The 20,576-nt window shown below is 63.8% G+C and carries 22 protein-coding genes and 1 pseudogene; 19 read left to right on the top strand and 4 right to left on the bottom strand.

The features are described 5' to 3' along the window. Positions 1–92 precede the first annotated feature (92 nt). From recJ to yfcE, 19 genes and pseudogenes are all read left to right on the top strand, one after another. Positions 93–2,192, top strand: a complete 2,100-nt coding sequence (gene recJ / locus C816_RS12345) for a single-stranded-DNA-specific exonuclease RecJ (protein ID WP_016322726.1) — start codon at positions 93–95, stop codon at positions 2,190–2,192. Then, positions 2,189–4,399: a RelA/SpoT family protein gene (locus C816_RS12340; protein ID WP_016322725.1), complete on the top strand. Its 2,211-nt coding sequence runs from the start codon at positions 2,189–2,191 to the stop codon at positions 4,397–4,399. The genes recJ and C816_RS12340 overlap by 4 nt, the downstream gene beginning before the upstream one ends. A gap of 19 nt (positions 4,400–4,418) precedes the next feature. Beyond that, positions 4,419–4,862 (top strand): D-aminoacyl-tRNA deacylase, encoded by a 444-nt coding sequence (dtd, locus tag C816_RS12335; protein ID WP_016322724.1) that lies wholly within the window; start codon positions 4,419–4,421, stop codon positions 4,860–4,862. 13 nt (positions 4,863–4,875) lie between these two features. After that, on the top strand, positions 4,876–5,286 hold the full coding sequence (locus C816_RS12330; protein ID WP_016322723.1) for a hypothetical protein: 411 nt from the start codon (positions 4,876–4,878) through the stop codon (positions 5,284–5,286). A gap of 11 nt (positions 5,287–5,297) precedes the next feature. Further along, the gene (locus C816_RS12325) at positions 5,298–5,915 is read left to right on the top strand and encodes an MBL fold metallo-hydrolase (RefSeq protein ID WP_242832193.1); all 618 of its coding nucleotides are present in this window, start codon (positions 5,298–5,300) and stop codon (positions 5,913–5,915) included. A gap of 3 nt (positions 5,916–5,918) precedes the next feature. After that, positions 5,919–7,394: a coproporphyrinogen dehydrogenase HemZ gene (gene hemZ / locus C816_RS12320; protein WP_016322721.1), complete on the top strand. Its 1,476-nt coding sequence runs from the start codon at positions 5,919–5,921 to the stop codon at positions 7,392–7,394. Positions 7,395–7,409: 15 nt separating this feature from the next. Further along, entirely contained in the window at positions 7,410–8,360 is a 951-nt protein-coding gene (locus C816_RS12315; protein ID WP_016322720.1) for a uridine kinase family protein, read from the top strand. 20 nt (positions 8,361–8,380) lie between these two features. Next, positions 8,381–8,773: a zinc ribbon domain-containing protein gene (locus C816_RS12310; protein WP_016322719.1), complete on the top strand. Its 393-nt coding sequence runs from the start codon at positions 8,381–8,383 to the stop codon at positions 8,771–8,773. Beyond that, positions 8,770–9,600 carry a purine-nucleoside phosphorylase gene (locus C816_RS12305; RefSeq protein WP_016322718.1) on the top strand — a complete coding sequence of 277 codons (831 nt, stop codon included), beginning with the start codon at positions 8,770–8,772 and terminating at the stop codon, positions 9,598–9,600. The genes C816_RS12310 and C816_RS12305 overlap by 4 nt, the downstream gene beginning before the upstream one ends. A gap of 253 nt (positions 9,601–9,853) precedes the next feature. Then, entirely contained in the window at positions 9,854–11,485 is a 1,632-nt protein-coding gene (locus C816_RS12300; protein WP_016322717.1) for a putative polysaccharide biosynthesis protein, read from the top strand. 89 nt (positions 11,486–11,574) lie between these two features. Further along, positions 11,575–12,375, top strand: a complete 801-nt coding sequence (gene mazG, locus C816_RS12295) for a nucleoside triphosphate pyrophosphohydrolase (protein WP_016322716.1) — start codon at positions 11,575–11,577, stop codon at positions 12,373–12,375. Between the two features lie 58 nt (positions 12,376–12,433). Then, positions 12,434–12,709, top strand: coding sequence for an HU family DNA-binding protein (locus tag C816_RS12290; RefSeq protein WP_016322715.1), 276 nt, complete (start codon positions 12,434–12,436; stop codon positions 12,707–12,709). Between the two features lie 502 nt (positions 12,710–13,211). Continuing rightward, positions 13,212–13,457 carry an RNA-binding S4 domain-containing protein gene (locus tag C816_RS12285; protein WP_016322714.1) on the top strand — a complete coding sequence of 82 codons (246 nt, stop codon included), beginning with the start codon at positions 13,212–13,214 and terminating at the stop codon, positions 13,455–13,457. Between the two features lie 57 nt (positions 13,458–13,514). Beyond that, complete coding sequence (locus tag C816_RS12280) at positions 13,515–13,796, top strand: YabP/YqfC family sporulation protein (RefSeq protein ID WP_016322713.1); 282 nt, start codon at positions 13,515–13,517, stop codon at positions 13,794–13,796. 3 nt (positions 13,797–13,799) lie between these two features. Beyond that, positions 13,800–14,051 (top strand): annotated as a pseudogene (gene yabQ, locus C816_RS25660) (spore cortex biosynthesis protein YabQ); the annotation flags it as partial. Positions 14,052–14,262: 211 nt separating this feature from the next. After that, positions 14,263–14,574 carry a septum formation initiator family protein gene (locus tag C816_RS24955; protein ID WP_016322712.1) on the top strand — a complete coding sequence of 104 codons (312 nt, stop codon included), beginning with the start codon at positions 14,263–14,265 and terminating at the stop codon, positions 14,572–14,574. A 102-nt stretch (positions 14,575–14,676) separates the two neighbouring features. Then, positions 14,677–15,141, top strand: a complete 465-nt coding sequence (locus tag C816_RS12265) for a S1 RNA-binding domain-containing protein (RefSeq protein WP_016322711.1) — start codon at positions 14,677–14,679, stop codon at positions 15,139–15,141. A gap of 61 nt (positions 15,142–15,202) precedes the next feature. After that, positions 15,203–15,676, top strand: a complete 474-nt coding sequence (locus tag C816_RS12260) for a GNAT family N-acetyltransferase (RefSeq protein WP_016322710.1) — start codon at positions 15,203–15,205, stop codon at positions 15,674–15,676. A gap of 49 nt (positions 15,677–15,725) precedes the next feature. Next, positions 15,726–16,268, top strand: a complete 543-nt coding sequence (gene yfcE / locus C816_RS12255; RefSeq protein WP_016322709.1) for a phosphodiesterase — start codon at positions 15,726–15,728, stop codon at positions 16,266–16,268. 253 nt (positions 16,269–16,521) lie between these two features. On the opposite strand, the gene C816_RS12250 is transcribed toward yfcE, so the two are convergent. The 4 genes from C816_RS12250 to C816_RS12235 all read right to left on the bottom strand — a co-directional run bounded on the left by C816_RS12250 (position 16,522) and on the right by C816_RS12235 (position 20,565). Further along, positions 16,522–17,244, bottom strand: coding sequence for an amino acid ABC transporter ATP-binding protein (locus C816_RS12250; protein WP_016322708.1), 723 nt, complete (start codon positions 17,242–17,244; stop codon positions 16,522–16,524). Continuing rightward, on the bottom strand, positions 17,231–17,965 hold the full coding sequence (locus tag C816_RS12245; RefSeq protein ID WP_016322707.1) for an amino acid ABC transporter permease: 735 nt from the start codon (positions 17,963–17,965) through the stop codon (positions 17,231–17,233). Before C816_RS12245 ends, C816_RS12250 begins: the two co-directional genes overlap by 14 nt. A 66-nt stretch (positions 17,966–18,031) precedes the next feature. After that, the gene (locus C816_RS12240) at positions 18,032–18,877 is read right to left on the bottom strand and encodes a transporter substrate-binding domain-containing protein (protein WP_016322706.1); all 846 of its coding nucleotides are present in this window, start codon (positions 18,875–18,877) and stop codon (positions 18,032–18,034) included. A gap of 296 nt (positions 18,878–19,173) precedes the next feature. Further along, positions 19,174–20,565 (bottom strand): YfcC family protein, encoded by a 1,392-nt coding sequence (locus C816_RS12235; protein ID WP_016322705.1) that lies wholly within the window; start codon positions 20,563–20,565, stop codon positions 19,174–19,176. Positions 20,566–20,576: the final 11 nt, after the last annotated feature.

Below are 20,576 nucleotides of genomic sequence, written 5' to 3'. Positions count from 1 at the left end.
TCTTTACCTGGACCGTCTTTCCTGTTATAATAAGAGAGTTATAATAGGTTTGGCGCGCCGCCGCCAGTTTGGAAAGGAGACCCGCGACAGACGTGAAATTTGAAAAATGGAACATCGGGACCCCCGATCCGCAGGCGGTGGACCTCCTGCGGGGGGCGGGGTATCCCTATCTGCTCTCCACCGTGCTGGCCGCCCGGGGCGTGGACAGCGCCGAGTCCGCGGCGGAATTTCTGGACCGGGAGCGGACGCTGACCCTCTCCCCCATGCTCATGCGGGACATGGACAAGGCCGTCGGGCGCATCCAGCGGGCCGTCGCGGAGGGAGAGACCGTCGCCGTCTTCGGCGACTACGACGTGGACGGCATTACCTCTACGGTGCTGCTGATGGACTATCTGAAAAGCTGCGGTCTCAAGTGCCTGCGGTACATCCCCCGGCGGATCGAGGACGGCTACGGCCTGTCCAAAGACGCCATCCAGGGCCTGCGGGACCAGGGGGCCACGCTGATGGTCACCGTGGACTGCGGCATCACCGGCAACGACGAGGTGGACTTTGCCAACTCCATCGGACTGGACGTGGTGGTGACGGACCACCACGAGTGCAAGGAGACCCTGCCCCGGGCCGCCGCCGTGGTGGACCCCCACCGGCCCGACTGCCCGTATCCCTTCAAGCACCTGGCGGGCGTGGGCGTGGCCTTGAAGCTGGTGCTGGCCCTGGGGGGCGAGAACCGGGAGGACGCGCTGTTCGCCCGGTACTGCACCCTGGCCGCCATCGGCACCATCGCCGACGTGATGCGGATGGAGGGGGAGAACCGGACCATCGTCTCCTGCGGGCTGGAGGCCCTGCCCCACACGGATTTTGTGGGCGTTCACGCCCTTTTGCGGGAGGCGGGCCTGCTGGGCAGGCCCATCACCTCCATCCAGATCGGCTTCGTCCTCTCCCCCCGGATCAACGCCGCCGGGCGCATGGGGGCGGCGGACCTGGCCGCCGACCTGCTGGAGTGCGCCGACCCCGCCCGGGCGGAGGAGATGGCCCGGGCGCTGTGCGAGCTGAACCGGGAGCGCCAGGCGGTGGAGCAGGCCATCTGCGCCGACGCCGTGGAGCAGATTGAGCGCCTGCGGGACGAGGAGCGCAGCGCCCTGGTGCTGGCCAGCGACCGCTGGCACCAGGGGGTGGTTGGCATTGTGGCCTCCCGCCTGAGCGAGAAGTACTCCTGCCCCAGCTTTATGATCCACCTGCGGGAGGGCACGGGCAAGGGCTCCTGCCGGTCCTACGGGGGGTTCAACCTCTTCGCGGCCCTGGAGTCCTGCGCGGACCTTCTGGACGGCTTCGGCGGCCACGAGCTGGCCGCCGGATTCACGATTCCCGAGGAGAACATCGCCGCCTTCCGCACGCGGATGAACCGCTATGTGCGCTCTGCCTCCGGCGGGGAGCTGCCCGTCTCCTCCCTGGAGATCGACGCCCCCATCGCCAGTCCCGCCGCCGTCACGCTGCAGGAGGTGGAGCAGCTGAGCCTGCTGGAGCCCTACGGCGCCGGCAACACCCGGCCCACCTTCGCCCTGCTGGGGGCCACGGTGGACGCCGTACAGCCCGTGGGCCAGGGCAAGCACCTGAAATTCCGCCTCTCCAAGGGCTCCTGCCGGTTTGACGCCATCTTCTTCTCCGTCACGGCGGAGGAGTGCGGCCTGACGGCGGGCAGCCGGGTGGACGCCGCCTTTTACCTCCAGGCCAACACCTTCCGGGGAACCACCTCCCTGCAGTTGCAGCTCATCGACATCCGCCCCTCCCTGACCCCCAGCCGTCACGAGGCGGAGGCGCTGGAGCTGCTGGGCCGCCTGCTGGAGGGCGGAGAGCTGACGGCCCAGGAGAAAAGCCGCCTGCGGGCCTCCCGGGAGCAGTTCGCCGCCTGCTGGGTGGCACTGGAGCGCCGCCTGCGCCGCGGAAAGGCCGAGGCGCCCTGGCTCCCCTGGCTGCGGCGCCTGGCGTCGGAGGCCGGCGGAAACGAGAGCTTTCTCCGCACCGCCCTGGCCCTGGCGGTGTTCCGTGAGCGGGGACTGCTGTCCCTTACCCGCCAGGACGACACCCTGCTGGCCAGTCTGAACCCCACCCAGGGGAAGGTGGATCTCACTGCCTGCCCCTATCTCGCCCGCCTGGCCCCAGGCGCGGCCAACCGGAACCGAGGTGATCTGCCATGACCATACAGGAGCAGTACGAGCACCTGGAAAAGACCGTCCGGGGATACAACCCCTCAGCGGATCTGGACCACATACGCACTGCCTTTGAATACGCCGATAAGTGCCACGCCGGACAAAAGCGCAAGAGCGGCGAGCCCTATATCATCCACCCCCTGGCGGTGGCCCAGATCGTGGCGGAGGAGCTGAAGCTGGACAGCGAGTCCATTGAGGCCGCCCTCCTCCACGACGTCATCGAGGACACCCCCGCTGAGCACGCGGACGTGTCCCGCCTCTTCTCCCCCACCATCGCCGACCTGGTGGAGGGCGTCAGCAAGCTGACCCGCATCCAGTACGCCACCAAGGAAGACGAGCAGATGGAAAACCTCAGGAAAATGCTCATCGCCATGAGCAAGGACATCCGGGTGATCCTCATCAAGATCTCCGACCGGCTCCACAACATGCGGACCATGGAGTACCAGTCTCCGGAGAAGCAGAAGCAAAAATCCCTGGAGACCATGGAGATCTACGCCCCTATCTCCCACCGGCTGGGGATGCAGCGGATGAAGTGGGAGCTGGAGGACCTGTCGCTGAAATACCTGGACCCGGTGGGGTATGAGGAGATCGTCTCCCGTCTGGAGGCCAAGAAGACGGAGTACGACATGTTCATGCAAAAGACCAGGGCCCAGGTGGAGACCCGGCTGGACGAGCTGGCCATCCCCCATCTGGTCTACGGCCGGGTGAAGCACCCCTACAGCATCTACCGCAAGATGTTCAGCCAGAACAAGAACCTGGACGAGATCTTCGACCTCTTCGCCTTCCGGGTGGTGGTGGACAACGTGGGGGACTGCTACAACGTCCTGGGCGTGGTCCACGACATCTTCACCCCCATCCTGGGCCGGTTCAAGGACTATATCGGCACCCCCAAGCCCAACGGCTACCAGTCCCTCCACACCACCGTCATGGGCACCGACGGCATCCCCTTTGAGGTGCAGATCCGCACCCGGGACATGCACGAGGTCTCCGAGTACGGCGTGGCCGCCCACTGGAAGTACAAGCAGAACGGCCAGGGCGCCGGGGCGGAGGGAAAATACGAGTGGGTCCGCCGCCTGCTGGAAAACCAGGAGGGGGCCGACGCCGAGGAGTTCATCCACTCCCTGAAAATTGATATGTTCGCCGACGAGGTGTTCGTCTTCACCCCCAACGGCGACGTGCAGAACCTGCCCGCCGGGGCCACGCCCATCGACTTCGCATACGCCATTCACTCCGCCGTGGGCAACCGCATGGTGGGCGCCAAGGTCAACGGGCGCATTGTCACCTTTGACCACACGCTCAAAAGCGGCGACATTGTGGAGATTCTCACCTCCAAGGGCGCCAAGGGCCCCAGCCGGGACTGGATGAAGATCGCCAAGAGCAACGAGGCCCGCAGCAAAATCCGCCAGTGGTTTAAGAAGGAGCGGCGGGACGAGAATATCGTCAACGGCCGGGCCGCCTTCGAGGCGGAGCTAAAGCACTGCGGCCTCTCCATGAAGGACCTGCTGGGTCCCGACCGGCTGCCGGGCCTTTTGAAAAAGGTCACCTACCCCACCCTGGACGATATGTACGCCGCCATCGGCTACGGCGGCTTCACCGCCCAGAAGGCCGTGAGCCGGATGCAGGGCGAGCTCCAGCGCATCGCCAAGCAGCAGGCTGAAAAGCACGCCCTGGAGGCCCTGGAGAACGCCCCCAGGAGCGAGGAGCCCCGTCCCGCCGCCCCCAAGCGGATCAAGAGCGAGCAGGGCATCATCGTGGAGGGACTGGACAACTGCCTGGTGAAGTTTTCCAAGTGCTGCACCCCCGTGCCGGGGGACGAGATCGTGGGCTTCATCACCCGGGGATACGGCGTGTCCGTCCACCGCAGCGACTGCCCCAACGCCTCAAAATCCCGCCGGACGGACCCGGCCCTGGCCGACCGGTGGATCAAGGTCTCCTGGGGCAGCGACACCAACGAGAGCTATCCCACCACCCTGGAGGTGGTGGCCAAGGACCGGCTGAACCTGCTGCTGGACGTATCCGCGGCCCTGTCCACCACCAAGACCTTCGTCTCCGGCATTCAGTGCCGCAGCACGGACGACGGCTTCGCCATCGCCCGCATGGAGATCCGCGTCCGGGACGGGGAGCAGATGCACACCATCATCAACAAGCTTAACCAGATCTCCGGGGTCCTCCAGGTCACCCGGCCCTCTGGCTGACGATTAGGAGGGAGTTTCCATGCGCGCTGTCGTCACCCGCGTGAAGCACGCGTCCGTCACCATTGAAAACGAGGTCCGCGGCCAGATCGGCCAGGGCTACCTGGTCCTGCTGGGCGTGGGGCCCAACGACACAGAGGACACCGCCGTGAAGCTGGCGGACAAGATCTGCAACCTCCGGATCTTCGAGGACGAGGAGGAGCGGATGAACCTGAACCTGGAACAGGTGGGCGGGAGCCTTCTGGTGGTCTCCCAGTTCACCCTGTACGCCGACACCTCCTCCCGCCGCCCCGGCTTTTCCAAGGCCGCCAAGCCGGACCTGGCCATTCCCCTCTACGAGAAATTTATGGCCCGGTGCCGGGAGCGGGGCTTCCCGGTGGAGCACGGCGAGTTCGGCGCCGATATGCAGGTGGACTCCCGCAACGACGGGCCCGTGACCATCCTGCTTGACACGGAAAACCCATAAGGAGGTCTTTTTCATGGGACTTTTCTTCGGCAAACGCAAACCTGCCCCCGGCCAGCCCAGCGGAGACTGGCCCTGGACGCTGAATGTAAGCGGTGCGCTGCGGCCCAATTTCGGCACCTGGGAGATGATCGTCTCCGAGCTGCGGGAGCTGAATCTGGAGGAGGCGGACAGCTTCCTCATTCTGGAGCAGAAGGACCCCCGGGACCCCCAAAATTATTGGTTCATCCAAAGCGCCATAAACCGGGCGGGCCCCCATCCCGGCTGGTACACTGTAGAGGTGGGCTGGGGCTCCAGGCAGGGAAAGGCCCTTTGGGACCTGGATGTACAGACGCTGGAGGAGGCCGTCCCCTTCTTCCGGGCCGCTTACGACCGCAAAGCTGTGGATCTGTCCGGGTTTGAGGACATGTCCGACATGCTGGGCTGAACAGGAGAGATATGATGAAAGTCAGTATGACGCAGGTGGGCCCCATCGGCACCAACTGCTATATTTTGGAGGACGAGGCCGCTCATCAGGCCGCCGTCATCGACCCCGGCGGGGACGCGCCCCGCCTGCTGGAGGCGCTGAGAGGGCTGGACGTCCGCTATATCCTGCTGACCCACGGCCACTACGACCACACCGGTGCCGCCGCGGAGCTGGCTGCGGCTTTTCCCCAGGCGGAGGTCTATATCCACGAAAAGGACTACTGCGATGTGGACCCGTCCCTGTTTCCCCTGCGCACGGAGCTCTCCGGCGTGAAGTTCTACGGCGAGGGAGACCGGTTGACCCTGGGCGGCCTGGAGCTCCAGGTCCTCCACACCCCCGGCCACTCCGAGGGCAGCGTGACCCTGCGCTGCGGAGATCTTCTCTTTTGCGGGGACACCCTCTTCGCCGGCTCCTGCGGGCGGACGGACTTTCCCGGCGGGGACACGGCGAAGATCCTGTCCTCCCTGCGGCGTCTGGGGGAGCTGGAGGGCGACCTCCAGGTCCTGCCCGGCCACATGGAGGACAGTACCCTCAGCCGGGAGCGGCAGGCGAATCCCTACCTCCGCCAGGCCATGAGCGGCAGGTTTTAATTTATGAAACTGGTATTGAGAGGCCATGACGAGCGGTATACTGTGGAACAGAGCCTGATGAATCTGTTCCCCGGGGAGCTGCCGGTCTATGGGCCCGCGGCCCCGGGGGAGGACGGCGCCGTTGTCACCTGCCGGGAGGCGGGGGACTTTCTGACGGCATCGGCGGAGATCACCCGCGGCGGGCGCACCGTCTCCCGAAATTATGAGACCGCCCTCTCCGGCCCGGACTTTGATCGGGAGGGTCAGCGGCGGCACGCCGTGGGGGCCTGTTTTTATCTGGCGGCCCTGGAGCTTCTGGACGCTCCGCCCCCCTGGGGGATGCTGACCGGAGTGCGGCCCGACAAGCCCGCCGCCTGGGCCGTCATGGCCGGGAAGACCGCGGAAGAGGCCCAGCGGATGCTGGAGCAGACCTACTTCGTCTCCCCCTCCCGGGCCGCGCTGGCGGCGGAGACCGGCGGCACGGCCGCGGAGGCCGCCCGGGGGCTGGAGCCCCGGGACATCGCCGTGTATATCGGCATCCCCTTCTGCCCCACCCGGTGCGCCTACTGCTCCTTTGTAAGCCAGTCGGTGGAAAAGAGCTTCTCCCTGATGGCCCCCTATGTGGACGCCCTGGTGGACGAGATCCGGACCGGGGGCGAGATGGTCCGGCGGCAGGGCCTGCGGGTCCGGGCCCTCTACATGGGCGGCGGAACCCCCACCACCCTGACGGCGGAGCAGCTGAACCGGGTGCTCGCGGCCTTTGCGGAGTCCTTTGACGCCGCCGCCTGCAGCGAGATCACCGTGGAGGCGGGCCGGCCGGACACCATCACGGCGGAGAAGCTGGCGGTCTTAAAGGCCTGCGGCGTCACCCGGGTGTCCGTCAACCCCCAGACCATGGAGGACCGCGTCCTCCGGGCCATCGGCCGGAACCACACCGCCAGAGACATTGCCCGGGCCATGGATTTGACGGCGCAATACGGCTTTTCCCATGTGAACATGGACCTGATCGCGGGACTGCCGGAGGACTCCCCGGAGGGCTTTTGCCGGTCCCTGGACGCCTGCCTGGCCTATGGCACGGACAACGTCACCGTCCACACCCTGGCCCTGAAAAAGGGCAGCCGCATCCTCACTGAGGGCCTCACCATCCCGCCGCCGGAGGCGGTGGCGGAGATGCTGGACTACGCCGGCCCCGCCCTCCGGGCCGCGGGGCACCGCCCCTACTACCTCTACCGGCAGAAATACATGTCCGGCAGCTTTGAGAACATCGGCTGGTGCCGCCCCGGGGCGGAGTGTTTGTACAACATCTATATTATGTCGGAGCTGTGCTCGGTCCTCTCCTTCGGCGCCGGCGGGTCCACCAAGATGGTGGAGCCCGGCACCAACCATATCGAGCGGGCCTTCAACGTGAAATACCCCAAAGAGTACACGGAGCGGCCCGAGAAGCACCTTGGCAACCAGCGGCTCTTCGCCGCGTTCTATGAAAAGCTTTTCCCCGCCTGAAAGGAGGCCTTCGCCATGTCCTACTCCCTGCGGGAGATCAATGAACAGATCCGCACCGATCCCCAGGGCTTTGCCCGGCGCAGCGACGACGCCTACACCGAAAAGGTGAAACGGGCCGCCCACAAGATCGCCGCCCGCCGGAGCGAATCCCACATCGTGCTGCTCTCCGGCCCCTCCGGCTCCGGCAAGACCACCACCGCCATGAAGATCGAGGAACAGCTCAAGGAGATGGGCATTGAGACCCACACCATCTCCATGGACAACTACTTCAACACCATCGACCCAGAGACCGCCCCCCGGACGCGGGAGGGGGCCATCGACTACGAGTCCCCCTTCTGTCTGGACGTGGACCTGCTGAACCGCCACTTCGCCATGCTGGACCAGGGGCGGACCATCCACGTGCCCAAGTACGAGTTCGCCCGCCAGATGCGCTCCGACATCCTCTCCCAGCCCCTGCGCCTGGGGGAGGACGAGATCGCCGTGTTTGAGGGCATCCACGCCCTGAACGACATCATCGTGGGTAAAAACCCCAGGGCCTTCAAGCTCTATATCGCCGCCCGCAGCAACATTGTGGACGAGGACGGCAGCGTCGTCTTCCAGCACGCCTGGTTCCGCCTCTGCCGCCGCATTGTGCGGGACTTCAAGTTCCGGGGCGCCGACGCGGAGTTCACCATGAAGCTGTGGAACAACGTCTGCCGGGGGGAGCGGCTGTACATCTCCCCCTACAAGGAGAGCGCGGATATCATGTTCGACTCCTCCCTGCCCATCAGCGTCTCCGCCCTGAAGCCCTTCGTGGTACCCCTGCTGGAGGCTCTGCCCGCCGGAAAGTACCCCGTGGTGGACGACATTCTGCGGGGCCTGGAGAAAATTGAGCCCCTGGATGAGAAGTATATCGCCGCCAACTCCCTGGCCCGGGAGTTCATCGGCGGAAGCGCCTACTTTGACAACCCCGCCGCCGCCAACTGAAAAACGAAAGGAGACACCCCATGAACGAGAAGCTGCAAAACCTGCTGGAACTGGTCCGGCGCACCGCCTGGCAGGCGGGCGACCTGGCCGCCGACGCCGTCTACGGCGCGGGACAGATGGCGGATGACCTGCTGTCCTCCGCCAAGCTGCGCGTCCGCGCCGCCACGGTGGAGGGCGACATCAAAGGCAAGCTGACGGAGGTGGGCGAGATGGTCTACGCCACCCACACCGGCAATCCCACGGAGTCCGAGGATCTGCTGGCCAAGCTCCGGGAGATCGACGAGCTCAAGGCCCAGCTGGCGGACATCAACGAAAGCCTCGGCCGCGCGCCCGCGGCCCCCGTCTGCCCCACCTGCGGCGCGGCCGTCCGGGAGGAGGACGCCTTCTGCCGGGAGTGCGGAGGGAAGCTGTGAGCGCCCCCCTGGACGAAGCCCGGTACCGGGAGAGCGCCCAGGCCCTGGCAGCCCGCCTGGGGGATTTCCGCCCCCGGGTGCTGCTGATTCTGGGCTCCGGCCTGGGCTTTCTGGGGGACGAGGTGGAAAACCCCATTGTGATCCCCTACGGGGAGGTCCCCCACATGCGCTGCTCCACCGCGCCGGACCACAAGGGGCAGTTTGTCTTCGGGCGCCTCAGCGGCCAGGACGCGGCCGTGATGCAGGGCCGGCTCCACACCTACGAGGGCTGGAGTATGGAGGAGGCGGCGTACCCCGTCCGCCTCGCGCGCCTGCTGGGGGCGGAGACTCTGGTGGTGACCAACGCCGCCGGGGCGGTGAACACCGCCTTTTCCCCCGGGGACATCATGCTCATCACAGACCACATCAAGCTCTTCGCCGGCAGTCCCCTCACCGGGCCCAATATCGACACCTTCGGCCCCCGGTTTCCGGACATGAGCCGCGTCTACACCCCGGCCCTTCAGGAGACCGCCCGCGAATGCGCCGGGGCGCTGGGCCTGCCTCTGCGCCAGGGCGTCTATATGTACTTCCCCGGCCCCCAGTTCGAGACCCCTGCCGAGGTGCGGGCGGCCCGCCTCCTGGGCGCGGACGCCGTGGGCATGTCCACCGTGCCGGAGGCCATCGCCGCGGCCCACTGCGGCATGCAGGTTTTGGGTTTTACCCTGTGCACCAACATGGCGGCGGGCGTGCTGGAGCAGCCGCTCTCCGGCGATGAGGTCATCGCGGCGGGCCAGGCGGCGGCGCCCCGGTTCTCCGCCCTGGTCAAGGCCTGCCTGGAAAAGGTATAGCGGCGGCCGCGGCGGCATACGGTTATGCTGAATCAGGAATTGGGAATTTGGGCGTCCGGCTCCGCCGGAGGAATTCGACGCTTACCCCGCCTTCTTTTCAATTCCGAACTCCCAGAGCAGCAATCCTGAAAATTGCTGACAGCAGGCCGCCGAGAGCGGCGGCCCCTGCGCATTGCCTGCAGAGGCGGGTCTGTTTGTCAGGAATTTTCACGTTTGCTATGATTCCCAATTCCTAATTTTCCGAGGTATTCTCATGTCCAATCCAACCAAAAAGCAGTCCTTTATGGGCGGCGCGGCCATCCTGGCCTCCGCCGTGGTCGTCGTCAAGCTCATCGGCGCGGTCTACAAGCTGCCGCTGAACAACATCTTGGGCGATGTGGGCAAGACCTACTTTGACACCGCTTACCTCATTTACAACTTCCTGAATATCTTTGCCACTGCGGGACTGCCCCTGGCCATCTCCAAGCTCACCAGCCAGGCCCACGCCCAGGGCCGGGAGAACGAGAAGCGGAAGATCTTCCGCACCTCCATCTGGCTCTTTTTTGCCCTGGGACTGGCGGGATCTTTACTGATGTTCTTCGGCGCAGACCAGCTGGCGGCCTTCGAGGCCAATCCCATGGCCGCCCAGGCCATCCGGGCCCTGGCGCCGGCGGTGTTCTGCGTGTGCCTGCTGGCCTGCATGCGGGGCTACACCCAGGGCCAGGGGAACATGACCCCCACCGCCGTCAGCCAGGTGCTGGAGGCGCTGTGCAAGGTGGGCCTGGGCCTGCCCCTGGCCTGGTATATCCTGCGCCTGAGCCGGGCCGCGGCGGAGGACAACATGGCGGGCGTGGCCGCCGGCGCCATCTTTGGCGTCTCCGCGGGCACCATCCTCTCCGTCTTCTTCCTGATCTCCTACCTGCTGACCCACCGGAACCGGGCGGACTCCCTGGACGTCCCCTCCTCCGGCGGGGCGATCCTGCGGCAGGTCCTGGTCATCGGCATTCCCATCACCCTGGGCAACTCCGCCCTGGGCATCATCAACCTCATTGACACCAAGATCGTCATGGGACGGCTCCAGAGCGCCCTGCTGCTCAGCGAGGTGGACGCCGCGGCCCTCAACGGCCAGTACCGCATGGCCATGGATATGCCCAATATGGTGGCCTCCTTCGTCTATCCCGTCACCATGAGCCTGATCCCCTTCGCCGCCGCGGCCATCGCCCAGCGGGACACCGCCCGGGCGGACCGCATCATCTCCTCCGCCTTCCGGATCATCGCCGTGCTGGCCATTCCGGCGGGCGTGGGCCTCTCGGTGCTGTCCACGCCCATCATGCGCCTGATCCTGCCCAGCCGGCAGGAGGCCGCCGCCGCTGCGGGCCCCCACCTGCAGGTTCTGGGCCTTGCCACCATCTTTATCTGCCTGATGATCCTGACCAACGCCATTTTGCAGACCTACGGCAAGGAGAAGCTGCCTATTTTCACGGTTATTGCCGGCGGCGTCACCAAAATTGTGATGAATTACGTCCTGGTGGGGAATCCTGAGATCAACATCCACGGCGCTCCCATCTCCACTCTGTGCTGCTATCTGGTCATCGTGGGACTGAATCTGTTCTTTGTCTGGAAGTACTCCGCCAAAAAGCCCCGCTATCTCCAGCTCTTCGCAAAGCCCGTCCTGGCCTCTGTGCTGATGGGCGCCGGCGCCTGGGCGGTGTACGGCTTCGTGAACCGGACCCTCTCCGGCGGACACTCCGCCTACGGCGCCAACGCCATTGCCGTCCTGGCGGGCATTCTGGCGGGCGTGGCGGTGTACGGCGTGCTGGTCGTCGCCCTGCGCATTCTCCGGGCGGAGGACGTGCGCTCCATTCCCCACGGGGAAAAGCTGGCGCGGCTTCTGCGGCTGAAATAGTACGCAATCGTTTTTCTCAGGTTCTTTTCCAAACAGTAATCGAAAAATCTGTTGTTCTATGCGAAAAAACTTGCAAAGGCAGGCAATCTATGGTAGATTTTCAATGTAAAGACCGCTACGGCTGGGAGGACCTTCTGGAAATTACCAGGCTCCTCCGCTCCCCCGGCGGTTGTCCCTGGGACAGGGAACAGACCCACAACTCCATCCGCCGCAACTTCCTGGAGGAGACCTATGAGGCGCTGGACGCCCTGGACCGGGACGATCCCCACGGCATGTGCGAGGAGCTGGGGGATATTTTGATGCAGGTGGCCCTCCACACCCAGATGGAAACCGAGCGGGGCCGCTTCACCATGGACGACGTGGTGGACGGCGTATCCAAAAAGCTGGTATACCGCCATCCCCACGTGTTCGGCGGCGCTCAGGCGGACACCGCCGAGGAGGTGCTGGTGAACTGGGAGGCGCTGAAACGGACGGAGAAGGGCCAGCGGTCCACCGCCGACGCCATCGAGGCCGTCCCCCACACCCTGCCCGCCCTGTGGCGGGCGGAGAAGACCGTCTCCAAGACCGCCAAGGCCGGCTTCAACTGGTCCGGCCTTGACCGCCCGCTGGACAAGCTGGAGGAAGAGGTCCGGGAGCTGCGTCAGGCCCTGGAGGCCGGCGGCCCGGCGGACGCCCCCCACGGCGTGCAGGAGGAGCTGGGCGACCTGCTCTTCATTGCCGCCAAGATCGCCCAGATGTCCGGCGTGGACCCGGAGGAGGCTCTGCACCGGGCCTGCGACAAATTTGACCGGCGCTTCCGCCGGGTGGAAACGGCGGCGGACAGGCCCCTGCCGGAGTACACAGAGGAGGAGCTGATCGCGCTCTGGGAGCGCGCCAAGGAACCGTCTTAAACGCATCCGCGTTAAGAAATAAATGGAAACACCAAAGATTTTTTAGGAGGATCAATCAATGAACAAAGCTGAACTCATCAACGCCGTCGCCGCTTCCGCCGACGTCTCCAAAAAGGACACCGAGGCGGTTATCACCGCCATGCTGGATACCATCACCGATGCTCTGAGAGAGGGCGACAAGGTCCAGCTGGTCGGCTTCGGCTCTTTTGAGGTCAAGAAGCGCGCCGCCCGCATTGGACGGAATCCCCGTACCAAGGAGGAGATCGAGATCCCCGCTACCGTGCTGCCCGTGTTCAAGGCCGGCAAGCTTCTCAAGGATACCGTTGCGAAATAAAGAGGGGACTGCGTCCCCCCTTTAGATCCCCCCCCCCTGTTCTACCGGACATATGGGGGCGGACGAAAGACAGCTCCGTTCTACCGGGGCGGATTCCAACACCAGTGACTTCGGTCACTGGTGTGTTTGCCCCTGGGGCAAACAGATCAAGGTATGTTCGGCAGGCACATGTCCTGCCGAACATGATTTCATATTTTTCTTTTGCCTCCGGCAAAAGAACCGGGAAATCCTAGACCTTGTTTGAAAAATGGCGGAATGCCCAATGGCGAGAGATATTTTCGCCAATCAAGGCAAATTTTTCAGGCGGGCTGACGCCCGGCAAGAACATTTAACGCAGAGTGGCGGATCAAGATCCACCGTTTGGGCCTTTTGACTTTTTTCAAACATGGCCTAAGTTTCCCCTGGCCCCTTTCCTTAGTCCTTTTCCACGGCGGCTGCCGGGTGAGGGGTCGAGCAGCAGCCTGGCAGGAAAGTGCCGGCAGTTTTTGGAGGTATGCCCTGTATGCGACTGGATAAGTACTTGAAGGTCTCGCGGCTCATCAAGCGGCGGACCGTGGCCAACGAGGCCTGCGACAACGGGCTGGTCACCGTCAACGGCAAGCCCGCCCGGGCCTCTTACGACGTGAAAATCGGGGACCAGATCTCCCTGCGGTTCGGCGTGCGGACCATTACGGTGGAGGTGCTCTCCGTCCAGGAGACCGTCCGCCAGGCCGACGCCGGGACGCTGTACCGGGAGATCGGACGCTGAAATCTTGTCATAGTTCCCCGCCTCGTCCCATATAGTGGGGACAGGGAGGGACGCCGTATGAATGATTACAATTCCATGCCCCAGGCCGCCCACCGGCTGGAGCTGATCGGCCGGGACCGGCTGACGGTCTCCGGTGTGGAGGACGTGGAGCGCTTTGACGAGACGGGCATCATCATGTCCACCTCCGCCGGGACTCTGGTAATCACCGGGGAGGATCTGCACATCGGGAAGCTGTCCCTGGACGGCGGGGAGCTCCATGTGGACGGCCGGGTGGACTCCGTGTCCTACGAGGACGACGGGGCCGGCCGGGGCGGCTTTTTCAGCCGCCTGTTCGGATAGACCATGGGAAACCAGGTCTCCAACCAGCTGCTGGTGTTCGGCCAGTCCATCCTGCTGGGCCTGTGCGCCGGACTGCTGTACGACCTGCTGCGGCCCTTCCGCCTCCGCCTCCCCCGTCTGACGGGACTGCTGGACAGCCTGTACTGCCTTTTGGCCGGAACCGCCGTATTCCTCTTCCTCCTGCGGGGGGCGGACGGACAGCTGCGGGGCTTTGTGGTATTGGGAGCGCTGGGCGGGGCGGTGCTGTTTTTCGGCATTTTTTCGGCGCTGCTGCGGCCTGTGTGGGCCTTTTGGGCGGACACAATGGCGTATTTGGCCCGGCTGTTGTCCATGCCCATGATGTGGACAAAAAATTTTTTCAAAAAAATTGCCCTTCGCGGAAAAAAGCTCTTTTATTTTTCGCGAAAATGCTATACAATAAGAAAAAACGGACGGAGGCATCCGTCCCGGAGAGGAGGCGGCGGACATGGCAAAAAAAGAGCGGGCCCCAAGGCGAAATCGCCGCATTCTTCGCGCCGGTCCTCTGACGAAGCTTTTGCTGCTGCTTCTGCTGCTGGGCATCAGTCTGCAGCTGTACCGCCTCCAGGGGCAGGTAGAGGCCGCACAGGCGGAAAAAGACCTTCTCGCCGCGCAGGTAGAGGTAAAGCGCCAGGAAAATAACGCCCTGGCTGCCGACATCGCGGCCGGAGGCACCCAGGAGAAAATGGAGGAGATCGCCCGGAACGAGCTGGGCATGGTCTTTCCCGGCGAGTACGTGCTTTGCGATGGAATAGACTGACCGGCGCCGGGCGGATGGAGGAGATCCTCCGCGCCGGAGGCCGGCCTGTTCTTTTTCATATATGTGTGTGAAAAAAATTTGGAAGGAGAAAGAAACAGCGGTATGGATCCTCAGGTTGGGAGTATTTTGGAGGGCAAGGTGGCCAGCATCACAAAGTTCGGGGCCTTTGTCGCCCTGGAGGGCGGGCGGTCCGGGTTGGTACATATCTCGGAGATCGCCAACACCTTTGTAAACGACGTACACGACTTTTTACAGGAGGGACAGGAGGTCAAGGTTTTGGTCCTCTCCGCGGAGAAGGGGCGCATCAACCTCTCCATCAAAAAGGCCCTGCCGCCCCAGGAGCGCCCGGCGTCCCGGGGACCCAGGCCCTTCCACGCGCCCCGGCCGGCGGCCCCGCAGCAGACGGACCGTCCGCACCCCGCGCAGGCGGTCCAGAAGCCCCTGCCGCCCTCCGGCGACCAGGCCTTTGAGGACAAGCTCAAGCGCTTTCTCTCCTCCTCCGAGGGGAAGATGGCGGACCTGAACCGCAGCATGGACGGCAAGCGGGGCGGACGCAGGCGGCGGTAACGCGCAGCATTCCCCGGCAGGGTACGCTCCGCCGGGGATTTTCATTGGTGGAGAGTGGCTTATGCGCTATACCATACGGGAGATGTCCCCGGCAGAATATCCCCTTTTGGAGGATTTTTTATACGAGGCCATCTATCTTCCTGAGGGAACGGCGCCTCCGCCCAGGTCTATTCTCAATGAGGAGTCCCTGCGGGTCTATATCCGGGAGTTCGGCAGCCGGCCCGGCGATGTGTGCCTGACAGCGGAGGCCGGCGGTCAGGCCGTTGGCGCCGTCTGGGCGCGGATCATGGATGATTACGGCCATGTGGACGATGAGACCCCCTCTCTCGCCATATCCCTGTATCCGGCCTGCCGGGGACGGGGGATCGGGACGGACCTGCTGGAGCGTATGCTCGCACGGCTCCGGCAGGATGGATACAAACAGGTCTCCCTCTCCGTGCAGAAGGCAAACCGTGCCGCCAGTCTGTACCGGCGGATGGGATTTGAGATTTTCCGCGGCACGGAGGAGGAGTGGATCATGCTCCGCCGTCTATGAGAACCTCCTCTCCGGATGCGGGCACAGAATACCCAAAGGAGTGAATCTGATGAAATGGATGATCGCGTCTGACCTCCACGGCTCCGCCCGGTGCTGCCGCGCCCTGCTGGAGGCCCTTGACCGGGAGGGGGCGGACCGGCTGGTGCTGCTGGGAGACCTGCTGTACCACGGCCCCCGGAACGACTTTCCGGAGGAGTACGACACCCGGGCCGTCACCGCCCTGCTCAACGGCGTGAAGGACCGCCTGCTGTGCGTCCGGGGCAACTGCGACAGCGAGGTGGACCAGATGGTACTGGAGTTCCCCATGCTGGCGGAGTACGCCTTCCTGACGGCGGACGGCCTCAATATCTTCGCCACCCACGGCCACAACTACGGGCCGGACAATCCGCCGCCTCTGCGGCCCGGGGACTTCCTCCTCTGCGGCCACACCCACCTGCCTGTGCACCGGGACTGCGGCGGATACACCTATCTGAATCCCGGCTCCCTGTCTTTGCCCAAGGAGGGCACGCCCCACAGCTATATGACGCTGGAAAACGGCGTGTTCACTTGGCGCGGCCTGCTGACGGGAACGCCCTTCCAGCCCCTGAATTGAAAAAGCGGAGACCGCCGTAGGCGGTCTCCGCTTTCAGCTTGTCGAAAAAGTAATTTCGACAAGCTGCTGTAGATTTTCAGAACTTCAAAAAGTTCTGAAAATCTGGTGATTTCAATAGCGCAGGAAACCCCTCTTGGGTTTCCCGCACACACCCTTCCTTTCCGTTGACGAAATCTCCAGCGTTTTTTGACAGTCTGAAAGCGGAGACCGCCGTAGGCGGTCTCCGCTTTTCTTCTTATCGCTTTATCGCTTCTTACAGTACTTTGCTGAGGAAATCCCGCAGTCTTGGATGCTTAGGGCTGCCAAAGACCGCCTCCGGGGCCCCCTCCTCCAGAACCAGCCCGTCGGCCATGAACAGCACACGGCTGCCCACCTCCCGGGCGAAGCCCATCTCGTGGGTCACCACCACCATGGTCATGCCGTCCCGGGCCAGCTCCTTCATCACGTCCAGCACCTCGCCCACCATCTCCGGGTCCAGGGCGGAGGTGGGCTCGTCAAACAGCATCAGCTGGGGCTTCATGGCCAGGGCCCGGACGATGGCCACCCGCTGCTTCTGGCCGCCGGAGAGCTGGCTGGGGTAGGCGTCCGCTTTGTCCGTCAGCCCCACCCGCTGGAGCAGGGCGTCCGCCTGGGCGTCGGCCTCCTCCTGCTTCATCTGGCCCGTGCGCACCGGGGCCAGGGTGATGTTTTTCCGGATGGTCATGTTGGGGAACAGGTTGAAGTGCTGGAACACCATGCCCATCTGCTGGCGCACCTGGTCGATCTTCACTTTGGGGTCGGTAATCACGGTGCCCTGAAAGGTGATGGTGCCCTTACTGGGGGTCTCCAGCAGGTTCAGACAGCGGAGGAAGGTGGACTTGCCGGAGCCGGAGGGCCCGATGATGACCACCTTCTCCCCGGGATCGATGTGCTGGGAGATGTCGTTGAGCACCAGATGATCCCCAAAGGACTTGGATAGATTTTTAACGTCGATCACTTTCCCGCAGCCTCCTTTCCAGCTTCCCCTGGAGCCAGGTGAAGATAATGACGACGCTTAAGTACATCACGGCGATGCCGATCAGCGGCGGCATATAGTCAAAGGTCCTGCCGCCGATGGTGCTGGCATAGTACAGCATCTCCGCGCCGCCGATGGCCTGTGCCAGGGAGGTATCCTTGAACAGCGTGATAAACTCGTTGCCGAGGGACGGCAGGATGTTCTTGAACGCCTGGGGGATGACGATAAAGCGCATGGTGTCAAAATATCCCAGGCCCAGGGAACGGCCCGCCTCGGACTGGCCCGCGTCCACGCTCATCAATCCGCCCCGGATGATCTCCGCCACATAAGCACCTGAGTTGACGCCCAGGCCGATAAAGGCCACCAGCACCTTGTTGCGCTGGGCGGGAAAGATAACAAAGGTCCAGATGAACAGCTGCACCAGCATGGGGGTGCCCCGGATGACGGTGGTGTAAATCTGGCAGAGCACGTTCAGAATCTCCAGCAGGGGATTCTTCTTCCGGCCCAGGCGCTGCTGGTCGTGGGCGGAGCGGATAACAGCCACCACCAGACCCAGCAGCACGCCGAAGATCAGGGCGATGACGGTCAGCTCCAGGGTCGTGCCCAGGCCCTGGAGGTAGAGCTTCCAGCGGCCGCCCTCGATGAAAGCCCTTTGCAGGCGGGGGCCGATGCGGATCAGCCAGTCGGTCAGCGATTGGAACATGGGGGCCTCCTTTCTCTTTCTCCATGATGAAAAAGGGCGGCCCTCCGGCCGCCCTTTTCAGTCTCCTTACTCGGCGGTGATATACTTATCCACAATGCCCTGGAAGGTGCCGTCGGCCTTCAGCTCCGCCATGGCGGCGTTGACGGCCTCCAGCAGGGCGGTGTTGCCCTTGGCAAAGCCGATGGCGTAGTCCTCCACGGCGAACTCGGTGTCCAGAATCTTCAATCCCTCGTTCTCGGCCACGAAGCTCTTGGCGGGCTCGTTGTCGATGACCACGGCGTCCACCTGGCCGTTGACCAGGGCCATGACGGCCAGGGCGCCGGTTTCAAAGGCGGTGACGTGGTCCTCGCCGTAGCCGCCGTTCTCCGGGGTATAGGAGCAGTAGATATAGCCGGTGGTGGCCTTCTGGGTGCCGATCATCTCGGCGCTGGCCAGGTCGTCCACTGTGGCGATGGGAGAGTCCTCCTTGACAATGATGACCTGCACGCCGGTGGCGTAGCTGTCGGAGAAGTCCATGACCTCCTGCCGCTCGGGGTTGACGGTGATGCCCGCCATGGCGATGTCGCTCTGCCCGGTCTGGACGGCGGTGAGGGCGGCGTCAAAGCTCATGTCGTCCACCACCAGCTCCAATCCCAGCTTCTTGGCGATGGCGTCCGCCACCTCCACGTCGATGCCCTCGAAGCCGCCGGCGTCGGTGGTCATCTCATAGGGAGGGAACGCGGCGTTGGTGGACATGTGGAGCTTGCCGGCCTCCACGGTGGTAAAGGCGGCGTCCGCAGGGGCGTCGGTATTGGACGGCGCGTCGGTGCTTGCAGGGGTGTCGTTATTGGCGGGGGCATCGTTCCCGCCGCCGCAGGCGGCCAGGCTCAACACCATGGCCAGGGTCAGCAAAAGCGCAAAGTACTTCTTCATAGCTCAATCTTCCTTTTCCATAGTTTTTCTTTCCGATCCGGAAACATTACACATTCAAACGGGCCCTTCCGTCGGGATGTGGATACCTTACCACTCCCTGGCCCAACTGTCAATAGTTTTTCAGAAATTATGTATATTTATTTGGTCACTTCTTCCATTTCTCCAGAAAATATGGAACATCCGCCCGTTTCTTTGTGGATTTTTCAGGCATCTCTCACAGACCTCAGTGAATACCAAAATGAATATTCACTGGGGAGCGCCGGAAGGCGGACGCCGCGGCGTCCGCCCTCCTATTTCTATCCCAGCCACACGCCGACCACCAAAAACGCCATGGTCAGCAGCAGGAAATACAGCACCAGCTTCCAGACGTATTTCAGCCAACGGTCATAGGGGACGTGGCCCAGGGCCAGCGCTCCCATCACCACCGCCGCCGTGGGGGTGACGATGTTCACAAGACCGGAGGCGGACTGGAAGGCCGTCACCACCAGATCGCCGCCCACACCGGCGAACTCCCCCAGGGGCGCCATGATGGGCACCGACAGCGTGGCAAGGCCCGAGGAGGAGGGGATCAGCACCGTCAGGGGCAGATAGAGCAGGTACACCAGCAGCACAAAGCTGACAGCCCCCGTGCCGGAGAGGGCCTCCTCGCCCCAGTGGAGGATCGTGTCTGTAATGCCGCCGTCGTTCATCAGCACGGTGATGCCCCGGCTGACGCCGATGATGAAGGCCACGCCCAGAAGGTCCGCGCAGCCGGCCACGAAGGTCTCCGCCACCTCGTCCTCCCGCTGGCCGTCGATGAAGCCGATGACCACGCCGCCCAGCAGGAACAGCGCGCTGAGCTCCGGGAACCACCAGCCCAGCACCGGCAGGGGCAGGCCCATCTCGTCAAAGGGAATGACGCCGTAGATCATGACCAGAAACACCAGGGTAAAGAGGACCATGATGACCTTGCGCTTGGGGGTGTACTCCGGCTGGGGCTCCTCCATGCTCACCTGGATCTTGCCCGCGCCTACGCCCACCACGGACCGGGAGGGATTTTTCTTCACCCTGGCGGCGTAGGCCATGACGAACCAGATGGCGGCGCTCTCAAACACGATCCATTGGAGGACCCGCAGCAAAATGCCCTCTCCCAGGGAAACCCCGGCAAAGCCCGCGGCAATGCCGGTGGCAAAGGGGTTGACGGTGGAGCTGATGACACCTGCGCCCGCCCCCAGCAGGATGACGGAAATACCCACCACGGCATCATAGCCCGCCGCCAGAAACACGGGGATCAGCAGCGGATAAAAGGCCATGGTCTCCTCCCACATGCCGTAGGTGGTGCCCCCCAGGCCGAAGAGCAGCATCAGGATGGGAATGAGCCACTTCTCCCGCCCTCCCAGCCGCTGGATGATGCGGGCCACGCCGGCATCCACCGCACCTGTCTTCATCACAACACCCAAAAAGCCGCCCACCATTAAAATGAATACGCACACGTCCACGGCGTCGTAGAAGCCGGAGAAGGCGGCTTTCAGCACCGCTCCGATACCCTGAGGCGTGGGGGCGGTAGGGTGGTAGCTGCCTGCCACCGGCACCTCGTCCACATATTCGTAGGCGCCGGAGGGAACGATCCATGTGGCGGCGGCCACCAGAATAATCAGCAGAAAGAGGATGGTGTAGGCCGTGGGCATCCGGAATTTGGACTTCTCCAAAGGACCGCCTC

This window comes from Oscillibacter sp. 1-3, assembly GCF_000403435.2.
GTDB lineage: Bacteria > Bacillota > Clostridia > Oscillospirales > Oscillospiraceae > Oscillibacter.
Note: the sequence above shows the minus strand (reverse complement) of the source record. Positions and strands in the feature narration are given on the sequence as shown.

Coding starts and splice junctions, on each gene's coding strand:
- C816_RS12330 (WP_016322723.1), top strand. CDS start 4,876: ATGGGACTTTTCTTCGGCAAACGCAAACCTGCCCCCGGCCAGCCCAGC.
- C816_RS12260 (WP_016322710.1), top strand. CDS start 15,203: ATGCGCTATACCATACGGGAGATGTCCCCGGCAGAATATCCCCTTTTG.
- C816_RS12240 (WP_016322706.1), bottom strand. CDS start 18,877: ATGAAGAAGTACTTTGCGCTTTTGCTGACCCTGGCCATGGTGTTGAGC.
- C816_RS12315 (WP_016322720.1), top strand. CDS start 7,410: ATGTCCTACTCCCTGCGGGAGATCAATGAACAGATCCGCACCGATCCC.
- C816_RS12340 (WP_016322725.1), top strand. CDS start 2,189: ATGACCATACAGGAGCAGTACGAGCACCTGGAAAAGACCGTCCGGGGA.
- C816_RS12300 (WP_016322717.1), top strand. CDS start 9,854: ATGTCCAATCCAACCAAAAAGCAGTCCTTTATGGGCGGCGCGGCCATC.
- yfcE (WP_016322709.1), top strand. CDS start 15,726: ATGAAATGGATGATCGCGTCTGACCTCCACGGCTCCGCCCGGTGCTGC.
- C816_RS12280 (WP_016322713.1), top strand. CDS start 13,515: ATGAATGATTACAATTCCATGCCCCAGGCCGCCCACCGGCTGGAGCTG.
- C816_RS12265 (WP_016322711.1), top strand. CDS start 14,677: ATGGATCCTCAGGTTGGGAGTATTTTGGAGGGCAAGGTGGCCAGCATC.
- C816_RS24955 (WP_016322712.1), top strand. CDS start 14,263: ATGGCAAAAAAAGAGCGGGCCCCAAGGCGAAATCGCCGCATTCTTCGC.
- C816_RS12285 (WP_016322714.1), top strand. CDS start 13,212: ATGCGACTGGATAAGTACTTGAAGGTCTCGCGGCTCATCAAGCGGCGG.
- dtd (WP_016322724.1), top strand. CDS start 4,419: ATGCGCGCTGTCGTCACCCGCGTGAAGCACGCGTCCGTCACCATTGAA.
- C816_RS12245 (WP_016322707.1), bottom strand. CDS start 17,965: ATGTTCCAATCGCTGACCGACTGGCTGATCCGCATCGGCCCCCGCCTG.
- C816_RS12325 (WP_242832193.1), top strand. CDS start 5,298: ATGATGAAAGTCAGTATGACGCAGGTGGGCCCCATCGGCACCAACTGC.
- hemZ (WP_016322721.1), top strand. CDS start 5,919: ATGAAACTGGTATTGAGAGGCCATGACGAGCGGTATACTGTGGAACAG.
- mazG (WP_016322716.1), top strand. CDS start 11,575: ATGGTAGATTTTCAATGTAAAGACCGCTACGGCTGGGAGGACCTTCTG.
- C816_RS12290 (WP_016322715.1), top strand. CDS start 12,434: ATGAACAAAGCTGAACTCATCAACGCCGTCGCCGCTTCCGCCGACGTC.
- C816_RS12310 (WP_016322719.1), top strand. CDS start 8,381: ATGAACGAGAAGCTGCAAAACCTGCTGGAACTGGTCCGGCGCACCGCC.